The organism is Rhizobium sp. CNPSo 3670, assembly GCF_057784555.1.
This window is the reverse complement of record NZ_JBXSOL010000002.1, coordinates 70,551-90,298: the sequence shown is the minus strand read 5'-3', so window position 1 is coordinate 90,298 and position 19,748 is coordinate 70,551. Positions and strand designations below refer to the sequence as shown.

16 protein-coding genes and 3 pseudogenes are annotated in these 19,748 nt (G+C 60.5%); 9 read left to right on the top strand and 10 right to left on the bottom strand.

The features are described 5' to 3' along the window. Nucleotides 1–86: 86 nt before the first annotated feature. The 5 genes from AC13QO_RS02160 to AC13QO_RS02140 form a co-directional block, all read right to left on the bottom strand. Nucleotides 87–404, bottom strand: a complete 318-nt coding sequence (locus AC13QO_RS02160; RefSeq protein WP_085778959.1) for an ArsR/SmtB family transcription factor — start codon at nucleotides 402–404, stop codon at nucleotides 87–89. A gap of 107 nt (nucleotides 405–511) precedes the next feature. Beyond that, nucleotides 512–1,261 (bottom strand): HugZ family pyridoxamine 5'-phosphate oxidase, encoded by a 750-nt coding sequence (locus tag AC13QO_RS02155; RefSeq protein WP_221156114.1) that lies wholly within the window; start codon nucleotides 1,259–1,261, stop codon nucleotides 512–514. Nucleotides 1,262–1,292: 31 nt separating this feature from the next. Further along, on the bottom strand, nucleotides 1,293–2,345 hold the full coding sequence (gene choV / locus AC13QO_RS02150) for a choline ABC transporter ATP-binding protein (RefSeq protein ID WP_064804161.1): 1,053 nt from the start codon (nucleotides 2,343–2,345) through the stop codon (nucleotides 1,293–1,295). Next, entirely contained in the window at nucleotides 2,342–3,187 is an 846-nt protein-coding gene (gene choW / locus AC13QO_RS02145; RefSeq protein WP_085778957.1) for a choline ABC transporter permease subunit, read from the bottom strand. Before choW ends, choV begins: the two co-directional genes overlap by 4 nt. A gap of 74 nt (nucleotides 3,188–3,261) precedes the next feature. Next, nucleotides 3,262–4,218 (bottom strand): choline ABC transporter substrate-binding protein, encoded by a 957-nt coding sequence (locus tag AC13QO_RS02140; protein ID WP_285191397.1) that lies wholly within the window; start codon nucleotides 4,216–4,218, stop codon nucleotides 3,262–3,264. 234 nt (nucleotides 4,219–4,452) lie between these two features. Here AC13QO_RS02140 and AC13QO_RS02135 point away from each other — a divergent pair, with 234 nt between their 5' ends. From AC13QO_RS02135 to AC13QO_RS02125, 3 genes are all read left to right on the top strand, one after another. Beyond that, on the top strand, nucleotides 4,453–5,055 hold the full coding sequence (locus tag AC13QO_RS02135; RefSeq protein WP_011426320.1) for a thymidine kinase: 603 nt from the start codon (nucleotides 4,453–4,455) through the stop codon (nucleotides 5,053–5,055). A 336-nt stretch (nucleotides 5,056–5,391) separates the two neighbouring features. Beyond that, nucleotides 5,392–6,465: a hypothetical protein gene (locus AC13QO_RS02130; protein ID WP_488539791.1), complete on the top strand. Its 1,074-nt coding sequence runs from the start codon at nucleotides 5,392–5,394 to the stop codon at nucleotides 6,463–6,465. Between the two features lie 231 nt (nucleotides 6,466–6,696). After that, the gene (locus tag AC13QO_RS02125; protein WP_285191400.1) at nucleotides 6,697–7,827 is read left to right on the top strand and encodes a DUF2333 family protein; all 1,131 of its coding nucleotides are present in this window, start codon (nucleotides 6,697–6,699) and stop codon (nucleotides 7,825–7,827) included. A gap of 11 nt (nucleotides 7,828–7,838) precedes the next feature. Here the strand turns inward: AC13QO_RS02125 and AC13QO_RS02120 are convergent. From AC13QO_RS02120 to AC13QO_RS02110, 3 genes and pseudogenes are all read right to left on the bottom strand, one after another. Further along, nucleotides 7,839–8,298, bottom strand: a pseudogene (locus AC13QO_RS02120) (PAS domain-containing protein). A gap of 45 nt (nucleotides 8,299–8,343) precedes the next feature. Continuing rightward, nucleotides 8,344–9,069 carry a helix-turn-helix transcriptional regulator gene (locus tag AC13QO_RS02115; RefSeq protein WP_085778952.1) on the bottom strand — a complete coding sequence of 242 codons (726 nt, stop codon included), beginning with the start codon at nucleotides 9,067–9,069 and terminating at the stop codon, nucleotides 8,344–8,346. A 112-nt stretch (nucleotides 9,070–9,181) separates the two neighbouring features. Then, nucleotides 9,182–9,550, bottom strand: a complete 369-nt coding sequence (locus AC13QO_RS02110; RefSeq protein ID WP_259668135.1) for a hypothetical protein — start codon at nucleotides 9,548–9,550, stop codon at nucleotides 9,182–9,184. Here AC13QO_RS02110 and AC13QO_RS02105 point away from each other — a divergent pair. Further along, a pseudogene (locus AC13QO_RS02105) lies at nucleotides 9,537–11,026 on the top strand (COG3904 family protein). The gene AC13QO_RS02110 and the pseudogene AC13QO_RS02105 overlap by 14 nt on opposite strands. A 67-nt stretch (nucleotides 11,027–11,093) precedes the next feature. On the opposite strand, the gene AC13QO_RS02100 reads toward AC13QO_RS02105, so the two are convergent. Next, complete coding sequence (locus tag AC13QO_RS02100) at nucleotides 11,094–11,624, bottom strand: TIGR00645 family protein (protein WP_488539790.1); 531 nt, start codon at nucleotides 11,622–11,624, stop codon at nucleotides 11,094–11,096. Between the two features lie 155 nt (nucleotides 11,625–11,779). On the opposite strand from AC13QO_RS02100, the gene AC13QO_RS02095 reads away from it, so the two are divergent. Then, nucleotides 11,780–13,459, top strand: a complete 1,680-nt coding sequence (locus tag AC13QO_RS02095) for a formate--tetrahydrofolate ligase (RefSeq protein WP_285191402.1) — start codon at nucleotides 11,780–11,782, stop codon at nucleotides 13,457–13,459. A gap of 182 nt (nucleotides 13,460–13,641) precedes the next feature. Here the strand turns inward: AC13QO_RS02095 and AC13QO_RS02090 are convergent, their stop codons facing one another. Beyond that, nucleotides 13,642–14,592 carry an extensin-like domain-containing protein gene (locus AC13QO_RS02090; RefSeq protein ID WP_488539789.1) on the bottom strand — a complete coding sequence of 317 codons (951 nt, stop codon included), beginning with the start codon at nucleotides 14,590–14,592 and terminating at the stop codon, nucleotides 13,642–13,644. A 96-nt stretch (nucleotides 14,593–14,688) separates the two neighbouring features. Between AC13QO_RS02090 and AC13QO_RS02085 the strand changes: the two are divergent. The 4 genes and pseudogenes from AC13QO_RS02085 to AC13QO_RS02070 all read left to right on the top strand — a co-directional run. Continuing rightward, a pseudogene (locus tag AC13QO_RS02085) lies at nucleotides 14,689–16,207 on the top strand (TonB-dependent receptor domain-containing protein); the annotation flags it as partial. Nucleotides 16,208–16,473: 266 nt separating this feature from the next. Further along, a complete protein-coding gene (locus AC13QO_RS02080) occupies nucleotides 16,474–18,663 on the top strand; it encodes an anthranilate synthase (protein ID WP_488539788.1) in 2,190 nt (729 codons plus the stop codon). 103 nt (nucleotides 18,664–18,766) lie between these two features. Further along, nucleotides 18,767–19,006 carry a hypothetical protein gene (locus AC13QO_RS02075; RefSeq protein ID WP_085778946.1) on the top strand — a complete coding sequence of 80 codons (240 nt, stop codon included), beginning with the start codon at nucleotides 18,767–18,769 and terminating at the stop codon, nucleotides 19,004–19,006. Nucleotides 19,007–19,020: 14 nt separating this feature from the next. Further along, the gene (locus AC13QO_RS02070; RefSeq protein WP_183704779.1) at nucleotides 19,021–19,677 is read left to right on the top strand and encodes a DUF2161 domain-containing phosphodiesterase; all 657 of its coding nucleotides are present in this window, start codon (nucleotides 19,021–19,023) and stop codon (nucleotides 19,675–19,677) included. Nucleotides 19,678–19,748: the final 71 nt, after the last annotated feature.

The window sequence follows — 19,748 nt, the reverse complement described above, 5'->3', positions numbered from 1 at the left end:
GTTTAGGTGCTGAAATACGTTGCCGATGCTCCCAGGGGTATTCCCATGCGGCGCGGCACCGGCCGACTGTTATGTCAGCGCTATCATCAGGCTGCGGATCTATTTCGGCTCGGAACGAGGTAGATGTCTTCGAGCGTCGCCAAGATCTTCATGACAGGCTCGGATGTGCTCGAATAGTAGATGGTCTGGGCGTCGCGGCGGGTCTTGACAAGCTTCTGCGCGCGCAGTTTCGAAAGGTGCTGTGAAAGCGCCGACTGGCTGAGGCCGACTTGTGTGGCAAGTACGCCGACGGCGACTTCGCCCTTCACCAGGCTGCACAGGATCAGCAATCTTTTGGGGTTGGCCATGGCTGACAATAGTGCTGCCGCCACATTCGTGTGGTCAGCCAAATCAGGGGTTTCCATATTCTTGTCTTCCTAATGCGAAACGTACATCATCTATTGGTAAGGGCTGTCTGCCGGAGCCCGCGGCAAAATTAGCAACTGGGCTCGAAGATTGTATATACCTAAAATTAAGGTATCGAGTATGCTATTTTAGATATGTTTGAACAAATGTGATCGGAATCCACAGCGGGCGTTTCGAATTCGTATCGCAGCAAAAAGTCGCCGGAAATGATTTCAAAGCCCGCCGGATCGATGCCGCAGATGCGCCAAGAAGCCGATTTCGGGGCTTTTAAGCGCGCTGCAAGGGTTTCCGCCACATCGGGATGGCGCTCTACTAAATCTCGCACTGTTTCGGCCGCTTTGGCGGCAATCTCTTCGATTGCCGGCGATTGGATGATGAGATCCCCGCCATCGAGATGGTAGGCGCGGCCGAAGCCGGCGTTGAGGCTCGCCTGCTCCGGTTTGAGACGGAAGAACAGAAAATCGGGGAAATCGATATAGAGATTTGCCTTGGGATGGCGATCGAGAAAACGCGTGCGAATGCGCTCGTGGAACCGATGACCATGCTCAATCGGCTCCGCCGTGCATTGGGTCGTCAGCCGGCTATGGGCAAGCGGATCGCCTTTGCCCGGCTCACCGGTCAGCAACGAGGCGCGCGGGTCTCGTACTAGCGCTTTCGTGTGAGCCGAAAGCTTCGAAACGAGGATAACGGGCGCGCCGTCGACATCGGTAGCGAGAAGGACACGGCTGGCAAAGGGAAAACCAGTGTCGGGATCGAGAACGGCAATTGCCGCGTACCGTGCGGAGCGCAGCAGCACGCGGGCGAGCCTACGGGCCTCGTCGTCGGTTTCGCGTAAGGGCGAGGGCTGATCTTTCATGTCCGCTTTGTGGCAAAGCGGATCGAAAACATCAAGCGTCCTCCTTGCGGCGATGGCGCGTGAGGCCGGCGACGATATCCTGGGCGGTGATGGTGCCGATGACGGTGCCGTTTTCCACGATGCCGATGCTGCCCGGCTGGCGGGCGAGTACGTCGAGGACATCGACGAGCGGGGTCGCGGCGCGGGCCGTGGCGCTGACGCTCATACCGGCAGCGGTCTGGCCCAGGCCGGGCTGCATAACGTCGGCAGCCGTCAGCATGTTGATCGGGTTGAGGTTCTGCACGAAGTCGGCGACATACTGGTCCGCGGGGTTCTTGACGATGTCGTGCGGCGTTCCGCACTGAATGATCCGACCGCCCTCCATGATGGCGATGCGGTTGCCTATGCGGAAGGCCTCGTCGAGATCGTGGCTGACGAAGAGAATGGTCTTCTTCAGCCGCCGCTGGAACTCCAGGAGTTCGTCCTGGAGGCGGGTGCGAATCAGCGGGTCGAGCGCAGAGAAGGGCTCATCCATGAGCAGGATCGGGGCGCCGGTGGCAAAGGCTCGGGCAAGGCCGACACGCTGCTGCATGCCGCCTGACAGCTCGTTGACCTTACGGTTCGCCCATTTCGTCAGGTTGACGAGTTCGAGCTGCTCGCCGACGCGGGCCTTGCGTTCGGCCTCCGGCATGCCGGCGAGTTCGAGACCGAAGCCGACATTTTCGGCGACGGTGCGCCAGGGCAGGAGGGCGAACTGCTGGAACACCATGGAGACGGTGTGGGTGCGCAGTTCGCGCAGCGCCTTGGCATTGCATTTGTAAGGGTTGACGAGGCCGGTGGTCGTGGAGACCGCGACGTCACCGCGCACCACGGGAGCGAGCCCGTTGACGGCGCGCAGCAAAGTCGACTTGCCCGAACCGGAAAGGCCCATCAGCACGAGGATCTCGCCTTCCTCGATCGTCAGCGAGGCATTGGCGACGCCCAGCACCAGGCCGGTCGCGGCGCCGATCTCGTCGCGCGTTTTGCCCTGGTCGGCCATGGCAAGGGCGGCTTCCGGCCGATCGCCGAAGATAATGCTGACATCCTTGAAGCTTACCGCGGTCATGCGCCCTCTCCTTCACCCGCCGTGCGGAACATGCGGTCGAGAATGATCGCCAGGATGACGATACAGAGACCGGCTTCGAAGCCTTTTGCGACATTGACAGTGTTCAGCGCACGCACGACGGGCACGCCGAGACCATCGGCGCCGACGAGTGCGGCGATGACCACCATCGACAGCGACAGCATGATGGTCTGGGTGAGACCCGCCATAATCTGCGGCGCGGCGAAGGGAAGCTCGACCTTGCGCAGCACCTGCATCGGCCGCGCGCCGAAGGCGACCGCGGCTTCGACGAGGGAGGGTGGCGTCGAGATGATACCGAGACGCGTCAATCGGATGGGAGCGGGGATCGCAAAGATGACAGTCGCGATCAAGCCCGGAACCATTCCGAGGCCGAACAGGATCAGCGCCGGGATCAGGTAGACGAATGTCGGAATGGTCTGCATCAAATCGAGTACCGGGCGCATGGCTGCATAGACCCAGGCGCGGCGGGCGGCCGCGATACCCAGTGGAATACCGATCACCATGCTGACGAAGGTGGAGGCGAGCACAAGCGCGAGCGTCTCCGTAGTCTCCTTCCAGTATCCTTGATTCATGATGAGCAGCAGCCCAACACAGGTAAAGAGCGTAATCGCGATCGACCGCCGCAGCCAAAAAGCGAGGGCGGAAATGACCGCAATGACGATCAGCGGATGCGGCTTTTGCAACACGAAGAGCAGGCCGTCGATGACGTGCGACAGCAGAAAGGCAAGTTGGTTGAAGAACCATTCGCCATTCGAGGTCAGCCAGTCCACGAAGGATTTGGCCAATGGGCCGATGGGAATCTTAGAGTCGGTGATCCAATTCAAGAGCGCGCCTATCCCGAAAAAATTAACAATCGGACAAAAATGAAACGGGGCGGCGAGCCGCCCCGTTCATGTGATCAAAGGCCCAGGCTGGTCTTGGCGGCCGCCAGCGCGTCGCCCTTGCCGTCGCGGGTCTTGACGCCGGCGAGCCAGGGCGCGAGCGCCGACGGGTTGGCCTTCAGCCATTCGGTAGCCGCAGCTTCCGGCTCCTTGCCGTCGTCGAGGATCTTACCCATGATCTGGTTCTCCATGTCGAGGGAGAACGTCAGGTTCTTCAGCATGGAGCCGACATTCGGGCATTCGCCGAGGTAACCGGCGCGGACATTTGTGTAGACCTTGGCACCGCCGAAGTCGGGACCGAAGACGTCGTCGCCGCCTGTGAGGTAGGTCAGTTTGAAGTTGGTGTTCATCGGATGGGGTTCCCAGCCGAGGAAGACGACGGGCTTGCCTGCTTTCTCGGCCCGAGCGACCTGGGCGAGCATCCCCTGTTCGGAGGATTCGACGACTTCCATATCCTTCATTCCGAAGGTGTTCTTTTCGATCAGATCCATGACGAGGCGGTTGCCGTCATTGCCGGGCTCGATGCCGTAGATCTTGCCGTCGAGATCGTCCTTGTGGGCGGCGATATCCTTGAAATCCTTGATACCGAGCTCGGCACCCTTGGCGTTGGTGGCGAGCGTGTACTTGGCGCCGACGAGGTTCGGGCCGAAGGATTCGACCGACTTGTCATCGATGTAGGGGCGAACGTCCTTTTCCTGCGTCGGCATCCAGTTGCCGAGGAAGATGTCGATGTCCTTGTTCTTCAGCGAGGTATAGGTGACCGGCACCGAGAGGACCTTGATGTCGGTCTGGTAGCCGATGCTTTTCAGGACGACGGAGGCGGTCGCCGTCGTAGCGGTGATATCAGTCCAGCCGACGTCGGAGAAGCGGACGGTGGAGCAGCTGTCGGGATCGGCGGCGAAGGCGGCGGTCGCAACGGAGAGGGCGGCGACGGCAGTTGCAGTGACGAGTTTGAATGTGCTTGTTGTTTTCATTTTAGACTCCCAGTCTTTAGGTCCCCAAGCCAATCACCAATAACCCAGTTTGACAAGCGACCTCAGTGCGTTTGCGTCGTATCGGAGGGTGCGATTGCGACGTTTGCGGTTTTTCCGATGTGCCCGGTTTTCGAGGCTTTCGACGGAGTTCAGACGGCGATTCCTGTGATTATTGCCCTTGCGGGTCTTTTCTTTGCCACTCCGAGCTTTCAATAACCGATCAAGGAGACTCTGATGGCAAAGCTCTATTTCAACTATTCGACGATGAATGCCGGCAAATCGACGATGCTGCTGCAGGCCTCCTATAATTACCAGGAGCGCGGCATGCGCACGGTGCAACTGATCGCCGCCTTCGACGAGCGCGCCGGCCGGGGCGTGATCGGCTCGCGGATCGGGCTGGAGGCGAGCGCCATTCCCTTCGAACCGGACGAGGATCTGTTCCGACTGGTCATGACGCTGAGCGGTGAAGGGGCGCCGATCTCCTGCGTCTTCGTCGACGAGGCGCATTTCATGACGCCTCTCCATGTCTGGCAGCTTGCCCGCATCGTCGACCGGCTCGGCATCCCCGTCATGGTCTACGGGCTGAGGACGGATTTTCAGGGCAAGCTGTTTCCAGCCTCACAGGAGCTTTTGGCGATTGCCGACGAAATGCGCGAGGTGCGGACGATCTGCCATTGCGGGCGTAAGGCGACGATGGTGGTGCGGCTGGACGCGCAGGGAAAGGTGCTGCACGAAGGCGCGCAGATCGATGTCGGCGGCAATGAGAAATATGTCTCGCTCTGCCGCAGGCACTGGGACGACGAAATGAATGGGGCCTGGATCGCCGAGCCGGTCTGAGACCGTCCGTTTTATTTGGCCGGTTTAGCAAAAGCCGATTACGTGACTTCAATGAAAGGGTGGAGATGTCATCCAGCTACGTTATCGGTGATCACCACGAAATGTTCGTGCGCACTTGTCGAGAGTGGAAGCTACCAGAGTGCCAGTATTGCGCGATGGTCTGCGCCTTCTGGAGCAGCGCGAGCAAGAGAGCGCCCTGGAGCCCGAAATTCGTCAGACGGTGAAAGCCGAGCGGCGCTCCGAGCGCGTCTAGTTAGAAGCTCCCTCGATGCTAACCGCTCACACTTTTCGGCGTTATGCTCTAGCTTGAGGCAGAAGATTCCCTGGAGAGATTAGGTGCGCAGAGCCCCGCCATTCGATAGCCTGTACGAATCCGCAGGCGGCCTTGCCGAAAAGATTGCGGCCGAGGGAGCCTATTGCGAAGCCTGCATCCGCGGCTTTGACAGCGACGAAACGCGGTCGGGCGACCAGGTTTTTCTCGAACAGAACGCGCGCTTCCAGGCCCATATTGCCGATGGCACGGCGCTCGATGCGTTGCTTGCCGAACTGGTCTTCACATTGGACCGAATGACGGCGGAGGTTTCGGCCGATCTCGATAGTTTCCGCGGATTGACGCTGCGCGAGAAAATGGCAGGCTGGACGTCGCGCCAGAGAATGTGGCGCATGTATACCGAACGCGTGCGCGAGGCGCCGGTCATCGAGCGGCTACTCGATCTCTTGGCGAAATCGGACGCGCTCGCCAGGCTGATCGTGAGCCAGCGCACCTCGATCATCGAACGCCACAAGATAGCCGAGCACGGGCTCGTGGGCATTGTCGAGCAACGGCGCCGGCTGGTCGATTCCATCGATATCGCCCGCCTGAAGATGAAGGAGCTCAACGCCAAAGCACTGACGACGCAGGGCCGTATCGGCGTCTATGGCAACAGGGCGCACTGGGAGCAGATGGAGGCAGAGCGGCGGGCGTTGAAGGCAGAGGCCGAACGAATTTCGGCCGAGGAGCACGAGATGCGGGACGACAGCCAGCGGCGCGAGCGCTTCATCGGCCTGTTCCAGGCTTTCGTCGATTCGCTGAATGGCCGGATCGGTGCCTGCAACGTCTTGCTGCGCAAGCTGATGATCGATGTCGAGGAGCGGCTGATCATCTATCAGGCGCAGGTCGATACCGACCGGCCAGGCATGAAGGTCAGGATCAAGCCGGAACTGTTCCCCGATATTGCAATCCCGATCAGGCTGTTCGAGAAGGATATGCTGGTCGCCCAGGATCTGGAGCGGCGCAAGAGCCGGGCCGACCTCGACGTCGCCGGAAAATTTCCGGCTTACGCCGAGCTGGCACCGGAAACGTCGGGAGCGCCGCTCATCGATACGGCGCGCAGATCCTTCCGCTTCAGGTTGCCGTTCCTGCGTTCCTGAGCCGTGACGCGCGCGGTTCGCGCTGCTTCATTCGTAAAAATCGAGGGCTCTTGTTGTGCTCGGGCTGGCGAGCGCATATGTGGATGCAGCGGGGCGGCGATGTCCTCCTGCATAATTCCTTAGATTGGAACCATTTAAGGAATTATGCAGTGACTCAAAGTGCTACAGCGTCCTTAGCGCGTCTAAAACGCGCGGCGCGGTAGTGTTCGCCTCGCCTGACAGGAGACGACGATGCTTGACCGGATTGCCGGTTTTTTCAGGCGGATCGGCCAGACGATCGGCCGCTGGGCCCGCCTGTTTTCCGCCTGGGCCTTTTGGCCCTTTCTTGGCGCGCATGGCTGGTACCAGCGCCGGAGCTGGTTGATCCGGCTGCCGATCATCGCATTCGTGGCGCTCTTCGCCGTACTTTACGGCTATTTCTTCTGGCAGACGCAGGTCTGGTCGAACTTCAACACTGCCTTTGTCGACCAATACCGCTTTTCGGAACGCAAGATTGCCGCCGGGCAGGAACTGCCGTCCGCCGAGGGCGCGAGCGGCGCGGCCATCAAGACCTGTCAGCGCTCAGCCATTGTCGATGTCACGGCTGACCTTACCGATTTCAACGTCAACCAGAACGCATGGATTTCTTCCATGCTGCTCTACAAAATGGGCTTCTTCGGGATCGACTGGGATCACACGCCCTTCCTCGACAACAAGGCCTCGTTCCAGCGTGGCATCAACCAGGCAGTCCGGCGTACCTCGGCGGAACTTGTCGATACACTCGGGCGCGTGCGCGGCACGTCTGGCATCAACAACGATCTGCAGAGCGCGCGCGGCAATCTGCAGTTCGACGAATATAGCTGGTATTTCGGGCTCAATCCGTTCGGGCCTAAAACGCCAACGCCTTCCTACTACCGCTCGGCGATCGGCAGCCTGCGCAAGTTCAATACTGATCTGTCCGCCTGCAACGTTATTTTCGACGGCCGCGCCGACAATCTGATGCAGTTCATCGACCGCATCGCCAACGATCTCGGCGCCACTTCCGACATGCTCGCCGAGCGTTCGGAACACCATAATCGCGGCTGGTTCGATACGCGTGCCGACGACCGGTTCTGGTTCGCCTACGGCCAGCTTTATGCCTATTACGCCATCCTGACGGCTGCACAGGCGGATTTCTCGCAGGTGGTGCAGGAACGCAATCTCGGCGCGATTTGGAGCGGCACTACGCGGCAGTTCCAGGCGGCACTGCGCATCCAGCCCTCGATCATCTCGAACGGCCGCGAAGATGGCTGGATCATGCCGAGCCACCTCGCGACCATGGGCTTCTATATTCTGAGGGTGCGCTCGAACCTCGTCGAGATCCGGTCGGTGCTCGATCGTTAGAGCGTTGCGCGTCAGCGGCGCCCCGTATGATCCTCGCAGCCAACGACGCGCAGCCTCTCGACGAATTCATAGGTGACGCCGACGATGCCGCCGCCGCTGGCATCGTCACGGAAGCGGCCGATGCTGCGCACCAACTTGTAACCGCCGAGCCGGTTGTGGACGCGATAGACGAATGGAAGCCGACGCCGTGACGGCTTGCCTCCTCGGAGGTCTGGGCGATCAGGCTGCGGTCTTCGGCGTGAATTCGAGACATCAGTTCGGCCAGATTGACCGGCCCGTCGCTATAGGGAAGATCGAAGATCGTGTGCACATCCTCGCTTGCAAAGAAATGTGCGGTTTCGATGTCGATGCGCCAGAAGCCAAAAGGCGATAGGCCGCAACCATCTGGACGATTTCCGCATCCATGATGCCGATATGGACGCGGGACTGTGCTATCTTGTCGACGACAGGCTGTTCGAAACGAAGAGACACGATTCTCCCAATCACGGGACGACGTGCTGACCCTCTTCTGATTTTTCAGCTGATCAGCTTCAATCGAATTGCTTTTGCTACCAACTGGGTGCGATTGACGCAATCGAGTTTCTTGATCGCGTTGGTCATGTAGGCGTTTACCGTGTGATCGGAGAGCGCCAGGATCTGGCCGATTTCGATCGAAGTCTTGCCCTGTGCCGTCCAGCGCACGACTTCAAGTTCACGCGCCGACAGCGCATTGTGCGCGTTTTCCTCGTTGCGCCTGACGGCATTGTATGCGTCGAGGGCATGCAGGATGATGATCGCCAGCTCGTTGACCTCGCTCTGGCCGAGCGCCGCACGCTCGCCGCAGAACCAGAAGACCAGGCGCTGCCCATCGAGTGCAATCGTCGGCATGGCAACACCCGCAGGTATCGCATGGCGCAGCATCAAGGCGCGCAGTTCGGCTGGAAAGGCCTGTCCATTGACGGTATCGTCGAGGTGCCAGGCCTGCGGCACGGCCGACTCCCTCAGCCGTACGCCGAAAGGGCAACCCCGCATCATGTTGGCGCGATCGAAGTCTCTGATATAGGCCGCGGGAAGCGAGCTTTCGATCAGTAGCGGTTTCAGGAGGAGGTCTTCCGGCGAGGGAGCGTGCATCAGCGTCGCATAGGACAGTCCGAAAGCCGCAGAGACCCTGCCGAGCCCTTGTGCAAACAGGCCGCGCGTTCCTGCAACAGCAAGTTCCGCCGCAAGCAACGACTGTCTTTCAGAGGTGGTCATATAAGACATTTGTACGCCTCCGGCAGCCCCAATGTTAACGCTATCAAATACACAAACACTGCTGGATGCTAGTCCCAATCGCCTTATCTCAAGCCGATTAGTACGAAACGCGCAGAAATAGTCACGACTGCGCGCGCCTCGGTTGAGTTGGGGCTTGTGCAAATAGCGTTGTGGTATCTTTGACTTCTTCCGCGGCGGGATAGCTGCGGATCTCGCCTGCTCCGGGGGCGAAGAGAATCACGCCGGAAGAGCTTGAGCAGCGAGAGGCGTCGAAATCTGGCTTGCTGCGGCACGATGCAATTGATAGGCGTATTATCATGTATAACTGAGGCGATTTAATCGTGCGCTTTGCACCTGCCCTGGCTTTTAAGCATCTGTTTTCTCTGGCAGTACTTGTTTTTCTTTTGTTGAACTTGTCGATCGGTGCCGCGCCTTCGCAGGCGGCTGGGCAGAAGAAGCCGGCAGGGCAGCCCCCGATGCGTTTCATCATCGTACACAGCCTCCTCTGTATAGAAGACTGTCCTGAATGGATATCGGCGGAGGGCCGCATAACTGCCGATACTCCCGCCCAGCTTAGAAGAGTTCTGAAGAAAATCGGGGACCGCAAACTGCCCGTCGTCTTCCAGTCAGAAGGCGGTGAGGTGGATGCCGCCTATGCAATGGGCCGGATGATCCGCAAGGCAGGCCTGGAAACAGCCATAGGGGGCACGCGACTGAAGGATTGCCCGGAGGATGATGCGCGTTGCGCCGCAGCTATCGCCAAGGATGGCAGCTCGGTCGGCGTCACCTATTCGGATGGTGCATACTGCTTTTCCGCATGTCCGCTGGCCTTCGCCGGCGGCATCTCACGCGTCTCGTCGCAATGGGCCTTCATCGGCGTCCACCAGATCACGACTGTCTACAACAGGGTGCGTATCTCCTATCGGATCGAATATAAGATCGTGAACGGCAAGAGACGGAAATTTCCCGCAAAGAGGTTGGACGCAAGGCGGTGGGACAGAGCAGCTCCACCAAGCTCGGCAAGAAGGCGACTGCTGCCCTGACGACCTATTTGAAGGAGATGGGCGTTAGCGGCGATCTGATCGCCTTGATGATGAGTACGGCTCCTGATCGTATCACGATCATACCGCCCGCAGATGCACTTCGCATGGGGCTGAACACCGACATGCTGTCTTACAATGAGTGGCCGGGCATGCCGCTCTGCGTGCCGGATGCCGCCACTGATGCCGTCTGCCACGGCCATTCTGCAGTCGCAGACACAAGCGAGAAACTGCCGACAACCCAGCCGATGGACTTTCTGCTGATGCATCATGGCAATTGTCAGGAGGAGTGCACGCAGTGGATTTCTGCGGAAGGAGACATCACGCCGGATACCCCGGTTCGGCTGAAGGCGATCTTGGAGACGCTCGGCCAAAGAAAGCTGCCGGTCGTGCTTCAGTCCAATGGCGGGGACATGGATGCGGCTTTCGCGATGGGACGTATAATCCGTGCTGCAGGCCTGGAGACCTCGGTTGGCAGAACGCGGTTGCCGAACTGCCCGACGCTAAATCCGCGTTGCAAGGCGAGCATGGCCAAAAGCGGCCCAACTGAGGGGGAGGTCTCCGCCGGCGGGGCATACTGCCTTTCGACCTGTGCTCTCGTCTTGATGAGCGGAACGCCGCGAATTGTCGGATATTCCGATATTGGCCTCGTGAGACCCACCACGGCTGAATCTGCGAAATTCTTCGCCTATTTCGACGAGATGGGTGTCAATTCCGAGTCTTTCGAGGCGATGATGATCGCGACCTCGATTGAGCGAAAAGAAATTCCTCGTGCTCAGGCGCTCGAACTTGGGATCGTCAATGGCATCATCCCTGATGGCGATGAGCCCGGCGACCGCCTGTGTGGACCCGATGCCAAGGAAAGTCTTCGATGCCCCAGAAAAGCTGAGGCAGAGATCATTCCTGCTGCTGGGGCCTCGAACTGACGCGGAAAGGAAGGCCTCGACTGCCGGCCTGCCCGCGCATCGACCTGACAAGCGGTTCGTCGTCTCTCTATCCCTCGTCCCTCAAATCGTTCTTCGACGTCACACTCATGAGCTTCTCCAGGAAGCCGAGCATGACGGCGGAGGCGACGAAGGTGAGGTGCATGAGCGTCAGCCACATGATCTTGCCGTCTTCGTATTGGTCGGCATTGAGGAAGACCTGCAGCAGATGAATAGAGGAGATGGCGACGATCGAGGAGGCGACCTTGATCTTCAGGCTGCCTGAATCGAGCTTGCCGAGGAAAGAGACCTCGTTGTCGGCGCCGTCGGCTTCATCGAAGCGGCTGACAAAATTCTCGTAGCCTGAAATCATCACCATGACGATCAGGCTTGCGACGAGGGCCGCATCGATCAGGCTGAGCATGGCAAGGATCATGCCCGCCTCGTCGAGAATGAAGACGTTGGCGGTGATCTTCAAGAGCTTATAGCCGAAGGAAACGGCATAGGCGGCGAGCGCCAACACCAAGCCCATGTAGAAGGCGACGAGGAGCCAGCGGCTCGACAGGATGATACGCTCGACGAGGAGTTCCAATGCTTTCATGTCTTCACCTTCAAAATCCGCGACGGTTGAGCGCCCCATAACCGTCCAGCGTGGCGGCTGCAAGGCGAGCGCTATTCACAGCTTGGCGATATTTCGATATCCCACTGACGAGGGAAACGCCTTCGCGCCCGCGCAGGCCGCAATGGGGAGCATCCATGCCAGCAATCAAATCGGATATCGAGATTGCGCGTGCCGCGGCCAAGAGGCCGATCTTTGAGATAGGGGCAAAGCTCGGCATCGGGGCCGAGCAGCTCGTCCCCTATGGTCACGACAAGGCAAAGGTCAGTGCCGAGTTCATCGCGGCGCAGGCTGGCAAGAAGGACGGCAAGCTGATCCTTGTCACGGCGATCAATCCGACCCCGGCCGGCGAAGGCAAGACGACGACGACTGTCGGCCTCGGCGACGGTCTGAATCGGATCGGCAAGAAGGCGATCGTCTGCATACGCGAGGCTTCTCTCGGCCCCTGCTTCGGCGTCAAGGGCGGTGCGGCCGGCGGCGGTTATGCGCAGGTCGTGCCGATGGAAGATATCAATCTGCATTTCACCGGCGATTTCCATGCGATCACCTCGGCGCACAATCTACTGGCGGCGATGATCGACAACCACATCTACTGGGGCAACGAAGAGAATATCGACATTCGCCGCATCACCTGGCGGCGGGTCATGGACATGAACGACCGGGCGCTCAGAAGCATGGTCTCGTCGCTCGGCGGCGTTGCGAACGGTTTTCCGCGCCAGGGCGGCTTTGACATCACCGTCGCCTCGGAAGTGATGGCGATCCTCTGCCTTGCTGCCGACCTCAAGGATCTGGAGCGGCGGCTCGGCGACATCATCATCGGCTACCGCTTTGATAGGACGCCGGTGCGTGCGCGCGACCTGAAAGCCGATGGCGCGATGGCGGTGCTGCTCAAGGATGCGATGCAGCCGAACCTCGTACAGACGCTGGAGAACAATCCGGCCTTCGTGCATGGCGGCCCGTTCGCCAATATCGCCCATGGCTGCAATTCGGTGACGGCGACGAAGACGGCGCTGAAGCTCGGCGACTATGTGGTGACGGAAGCGGGATTCGGGGCCGATCTCGGGGCTGAAAAATTCTTCGACATCAAATGCCGCAAGGCCGGGCTGAAACCGGATGCGGCAGTTATCGTCGCGACCATCCGGGCGCTGAAGATGAATGGCGGCGTGAAGAAGGAGAATCTCGGCACGGAGGACGTCGCGGCGCTGCAGAAGGGCTGCGCCAATCTCGGCCGGCACGTTGCCAATGTGCGCCGCTTCGGCGTGCCCGTCGTCGTCGCGATCAATCATTTCGTCATGGATACCGATGCGGAGATCGCGGCGGTGAAGGAATTCGTCTCGCGGCTCGGCGCCGAAGCGATCCTCTGCCAGCACTGGGCCAAAGGTTCGGCCGGCATCGAGGAACTGGCGCATAAGGTGGTGGAGCTGGCCGAATCGGGCCAGGCGAAATTCCAGCCACTCTACGGCGACGACATTTCGCTGTTCGAGAAGATCGAGATCGTCGCCTCGAAGATCTACCATGCCGGCGAGGTGACCGCGGACAAGGCGGTGCGCGATCAGCTGCAGACATGGGAGGAGCAGGGCTACGGCAAGCTGCCGGTCTGCATGGCGAAGACGCAGTATTCCTTCTCCACCGATCCGAACCTGCGCGGCGCGCCGGAAGGCCATATCGTCTCGGTGCGGGAGGTGCGGCTTTCAGCCGGAGCCGGCTTCGTCGTCGCCATCACCGGTGAGATCATGACGATGCCCGGCCTGCCGAAATCGCCGTCGGCGGAGCGGATTTTTTTGAATGAGCAGGGTTATATTGAAGGGTTGTTCTGATCAGAGGCGGACTTCCCGAAACGCTCGACCAGACGGTGCTCCCGACGCTTTTCAAAGTCTGGATCGATAAACAAACGGATAAGGCTTTGCATCGTGCCGAGGAACAACGGTCCGATGGCGAAGGCCCAATGGAACTCACCGGTAAATATGAAGTCGACAGCGATGATCAGGAAACTGGTTCATCAGTGACAATAGCGATAGCCGCCCTTCCTTTCAATGACGTCGAGATGAAAATGGGTCTCGTGGGCGGCGTCACTTTCGGGGTCGAGGACAGTGGTGAAATAGAGACAGCCGGCGGCGCTGACGGTTCGCTGAAAGGCGCCGGTCAGTGTGGAGTCCTCGCGGCGGGAGCGGACGGCGACGTCCTCGCCTTTCTCGAAATGTAAGCTTGCAATGTCGATAGCGTTGCCGCGAGCATGTTCGGAGATCTTGCCGGTTCCGGCGCCGTTGCGCAGGCGGCACATATAGGACGTTGCCTGGTTAACTGATGTGATGCGGCCCTGTCCAGGCAGGGCAGCGGCGGCGGCGGGGATGACGCTCTCCTTTATCCAGCGGGCAAGCGCGAGGGCGGCCGGGCAGCGCATTGTCGCTTCCGGCTTGAGCGCAACGCCGGGCAGGGCTTCGGAGACGATGATCGGCTTGTCGATGCCGCAGCCATTGCCGTCGTCGATGCGCGGCGCTTCCTTGAAGACAACGCCCAGAGCCTGAAGGGCGGCGGTGCATTCTGCATGTTCAGCATCGCTCTCGGGCTCGATTGTCAGTTGCTGCTCTTCGAGCGTCTGCTCGCCCTGCGGCTTGTTTTCTTCCGGCGCCTGGGGGCGACCGGCAGTACCCGGCGGCAGCGGCGGACCTTGCATCGGTTCCGTCGGCTCCGGTTTTGCCGGGGCGGCCTGCGGCGCGGGCGTCTGGCTGGATGCCGGCGCCTCCGGCTCCTTCACGTCCGGTTTCGGCTGAGGGGCGGGAACTTCCTCCGGTGCGGGCGGTTCCGCCTTTTCCGCGGGCGGGGCAGACGGGCTGGTCGTCTGTCCGGTATCGGGCCGAGGTTCTGGCAAGGGGCCCTGCGCAGGCAGGCGGGCGCCGGCAAGAAAGACGCTAGCGGCGAAAAGGATCGCCAGTGTCGAAAGTTTCCTCAATGGGCAGAGATCCTAGTATCGTCGCGGGTAACAACGCATGAGGGCGTTTTTCGTTGCAATTGTGCAACGCCCTACGAGATCGTTAAAACTTGATGAGAGGCGAACCCGGCTGATTTCGACCAACACAACCTGCTCTTCAAACTGCGCCAGGAGCTGGAAGGCGGTCATCGCATCGGCTTGACGGCGGAACGCTTCCGCAGCGACCTGGAAACCGACCTGCACCATCTTCAGGGAGGAACCAGCCCTCGCAACTTCATGATCGACAATTATGACGGCCGCGAACAGCGTGACCGCGATCGCGTATCGCTCGACTACGATTATGAAGCGCAGTCTTCCGACGCGGTCTTCAGCAGTGCGCGCGCCACGCTTTATTGGCAGGATTTGAAGAAGGAGGCCGGCAGCGGGGGCCGTACGACCGCCAATGTTGCCTATGGCCGCAACAACGAGGTCGAAAACGAAACCTGGGGCTTCAGCGGCACCGCGACCAGGGACTTCGAATATTCCGGCCTCAGCCACTCCGTTCGCGTCGGGCTCGACGTCGGCGTCTCCAGCTGGAGCCAATATAGCTGGGCCCTGTGCCCGACATTGAACACGTGCCCGGCGCTGAACAACCAGGCGGAAGTGCCGAATGTGGACAGTCAGATCCTTGGGCTTGTTGTCGAAGACAAGATCGAGATCGGCAACACCGGTTTCACGCTGACGCCCGGCTTCCGCTTTGACCGGTTCAACTACGATCCCTCCACCGGCGGCGGTTTTAACAACAATACCGGCCTTACCCGTTTCGGCGATCTTCGCGACCGAACGGAAGCCGTCATGTCGCCGAAGATCCTTGCGACAGACGACCTGAGGCCTGATGTAGAGCTCTATATGCAGCTGGCGGTCGGCTTCCGCGCGCCAACCGTCGACGAACTCTATAGCCGCTTCTATAACCCCACCGGCCGCTACGCCCAGCTCGGCAATCCTGATCTGGAACCGGAAATCGGCCGCGGCATCGAAGTCGGCGCCAATTTCGACACGGGCGATTTTACCGGCAGGGTCGCGGCTTTCCATACCCGTTATCAGAACTTCATCGAGACGGTGACGAGCGTCGACGCGACAGGCTTTACTGAGTTCAATTACACGAACGTGGCTGCGGCGACGATCTCGGGTATTGAAGCCAGCCCGTCAAGACCTTCAATAACGGCATCAATCTGCATGCTTCGCTTGCCTGTGCCCACGGCAGGAACGAAGAGACCACCCAGCGCCTGCGCTCGGTGGCGCCGTTCAAGGCGATCATCGGCGGCGGCTGGAGCAATGAGACCTTCGGCTTCGACCTTTCCTCGACGCTTGCGGCCGGCATGCTCACGGACCACCTCAATACACCGGTCACGAACACCAACGACACGACCTTTGATGCGCCCGGTTACTTAATCGTCGACTTGACCGGCTGGTGGACGCCGAACAGTTGCCGGGCCTGCGCGTCCAAGCTGGTGTCTACAATATGTTCGACCAGGAGCACTACAACGCGCTCGCCGTGCGCAACGTCAATCTCAGCTCGGCGACGGCGTCGCAGCCGCGGGAGTGGTATTCCGAGCCGGGTCGCACATTCAAGGTCTCGCTCACCAAGACTTTCTGAGCCAGTCATGCCTTCAAGGCTGGGGAGGGGCGGCTTTCGGGCCGCCCTTTTCATTCGTGCGATCGCCTCTTGCGTGGCGGCTGATCTCAGGCTAACAATTTTCGCATGATCAAGTCTTTGAACATTGCTGTTTGGTGGTGGGCTCGCTGAGGCGGCCTCGACCAATCGTGTCCAAAGACGACGACGAGTGAGCCGCCCGAAACTTCGAGGCGGCTTTTTTGTTTTATCGCCGCCTGTCGTCCGGGCCCCGATAACGGAGTGGAACTATGGTAACGATCCTGCGGGATGATGGTGCGGAAATCTACGAGACCAAGGGTGGCATCACCGTCACCCGGCAGCGGCGGGCGATCCCTTATGCCGGTGCGGTCTCCTCCTATGTCGACAAGCTCGACGAGCGCCGCGGCGCGGTCTTCTCGTCGAACTACGAATATCCGGGCCGTTATACGCGCTGGGATACCGCCGTCGTCGATCCGCCGCTCGGCATCTCCTCCTTCGGCCGCGACGTCTGGATCGAGGCCTATAATGAGCGCGGGGAGGTGCTTCTCGGCTTTGTGACCGACCGGCTGAAGACGGTGCCCGAGCTTGTGCTCGGTGCCTCCTCCGGCCGCCGTCTCGACCTTTCCGTCAAGGCACCGGATCGGGTGTTTACCGAGGAAGAGCGTTCGAAGATGCCGACGGTTTTCACGGTGCTGCGCGCCGTGACCGACCTTTTCTATTCGCAGGCGGATGCGAGCCTTGGCCTCTACGGCGCCTTCGGCTACGACATCGCCTTCCAGTTCGACGCGATCGATTTGAAGCTGACGCGGCCCTCTGATCAGCGCGACATGGTGCTCTACCTGCCGGACGAGATCCTGGTCGTCGATAACTATGCCGCGAAAGCCTGGATCGACCGCTACGATTTCGAGAAAGGCGGCGTGACGACCGAGGGCAAGGCTGAGCAGATCGCGCCGGAACCCTTCAAGCAGACGGATGCCATTCCGCCGAAGAGCGACCATCGACCGGGCGAGTATGCCGAACTCGTCGTCAAGGCGAAGGAGAGCTTCCGCAAGGGCGATCTGTTTGAAGTCGTGCCTGGGCAGAAATTCATGGAGCGCTGCGACAGCAAGCCTTCCGACATTTCCAAGCGGCTGAAGGCAATTAATCCATCGCCCTATTCCTTCTTTATCAATCTCGGCAATCAGGAATATCTGGTCGGCGCCTCGCCCGAGATGTTCGTGCGCGTCTCCGGCCGGCGCATCGAGACCTGCCCGATCTCGGGCACGATCAAGCGCGGCGACGATCCGATCGCCGACAGCGAACAGATCCTGAAGCTCCTGAACTCCAAAAAGGACGAATCCGAACTCACGATGTGCTCGGATGTCGACCGCAACGACAAGAGCCGCGTCTGCGAGCCTGGCTCGGTCAAGGTGATCGGCCGCCGGCAGATCGAGATGTATTCGCGCCTCATCCATACGGTCGACCACATCGAGGGGCGGCTGCGCGACGACATGGACGCCTTTGACGGGTTCCTCAGCCACGCCTGGGCCGTGACCGTCACCGGTGCACCGAAGCTTTGGGCGATGCGCTTCATCGAGAGCCATGAAAAGAGCCCGCGTGCATGGTATGGTGGAGCGATCGGCATGGTCGGCTTCAATGGCGACATGAATACCGGCCTGACGCTGCGCACCGTGCGCATCAAGGACGGCATCGCCGAAGTGCGCGCCGGGGCGACGCTGCTCAACGATTCCATTCCTGAGGAAGAAGAAGCCGAAACCGAATTGAAGGCCTCTGCCATGCTTTCCGCCATCCGAGACGCCAAGACCGGCAATTCCGGCAAGATCCAGCGCGACGTCGCCAGCGTCGGCAAGGGCGTCAACATCCTGCTCATCGATCATGAGGACAGCTTCGTCCACACGCTGGCCAATTATTTCCGCCAAACCGGGGCAACGGTTTCAACCGTGCGCACGCCGGTGCCGGAAGAAATCTTCGACCGGTTGAACCCGGATCTAGTCGTGCTGTCGCCAGGTCCCGGCAATCCCAAGGATTTCGATTGCAAGGCGACGATCAAGAAGGCACGGGCGCGCAGCCTGCCGATCTTCGGCGTCTGCCTTGGCCTGCAGGCGCTCGCGGAAGCCTATGGCGGGGAATTGCGCCATCTGGCGCTGCCGATGCACGGCAAGCCTTCGCGCATCCGCGTGCTGGAACCCGGCATCGTCTTCTCCGGCCTTTCGAGGGAAGTGACGGTCGGCCGCTACCACTCGATCTTTGCCGATCCCTCGACGCTGCCGCGGGAGTTCATCATCACGGCGGAAAGCGAGGACGGCACGATCATGGGCATCGAACATGCCAAGGAGCCGATCGCTGCGGTGCAGTTCCATCCCGAATCGATCATGACGCTCGGCGGCGATGCCGGCATGCGGATGATCGAGAATGTCGTGGCGCATCTGGCGCGCAAGGTGAAGACGAAGGCGGCCTGAGCCTAGCTCTATCCCGCCCCTTTCCATGTGCGGATAGGGGCGAGGGTTGACACCGTTAGGCAAATCAGAACATTTCCGGAACGATCAACCGGGAATTATCGCCGTGGCCAGTGCCGAGAAGTTCATCGTCCTTCCCTACCGCAAGAACCGCGGCAGTCTCGTGCCTGGCGAAATGCGTCAGGCTTCGAATGCCGTCAGCGCGGAAAAGATCGCTTCGGCGATGGCCGAGCGTTTCGTCGGCGTTGCGGCCTATGCCGTCATGGTCGACGAGGAGACCGGCGACATGACCTCGCCGCGACTGCTCGCACGATATGGCGAGATTGCCGATCTCAACGCCGCCTGAGGCGCGATTTTCTGATGGAGACATCGCTCTACCTGCCGGTCAAAGCCTTCCTGGAAGCGGCCGGTTATGTGGTCAAGGGTGAGGTCGGCGGATGCGATCTCGTCGGGTTGAGCGATGGCGAGCCGCCGGTCGTGGTGATCTGCGAGCTCAAGCTCTCCTTCAATCTGGAACTGCTGCTTCAGGCGGTCGACCGGGCTGCCGTGAGCGACGAAGTCTGGATCGCGGCGCGCGTTTCGGCCAAGGGGCGCGGGCGGGAGACGGACAAGCGCTACCGCGACCTCTGCCGGCGCCTCGGCATCGGTATGCTCGGCGTCTCGGATGGCGGCGAGGTCAGCGTCATCGTCAGTTCGATCTCGCCGATGCCGCGCACCAATCCCAAGCGGCGCTCACGCCTCGTCAAGGAGCATCAGCGCCGTCGCGGCGATCCTGCCGTCGGCGGCGGCTCGCGGGCGCCGGTCATGACGGCCTACCGCCAGCAGGCGCTGCTCTGCGCAGCCGCACTCGACCGCGGAATTGTGCGCCCGCGAGATATGAAGGCGCTGACGCCAAAGGCCGGTCCGATCCTGCGCGACAACGTCTATGGATGGTTCGAGCGCCGGGAAAAGGGCGTCTACGCCCTGACGACGGCAGGCCAGGCCGCGCTTCTGCGGTGGCCGCAATCTCTCGGGTAAGATCGCGCTCCACCGGCGCTGTAGAGGATCGCGTATCGGATGCCGGCACCGCTACCCGTCGGGAAGCGACC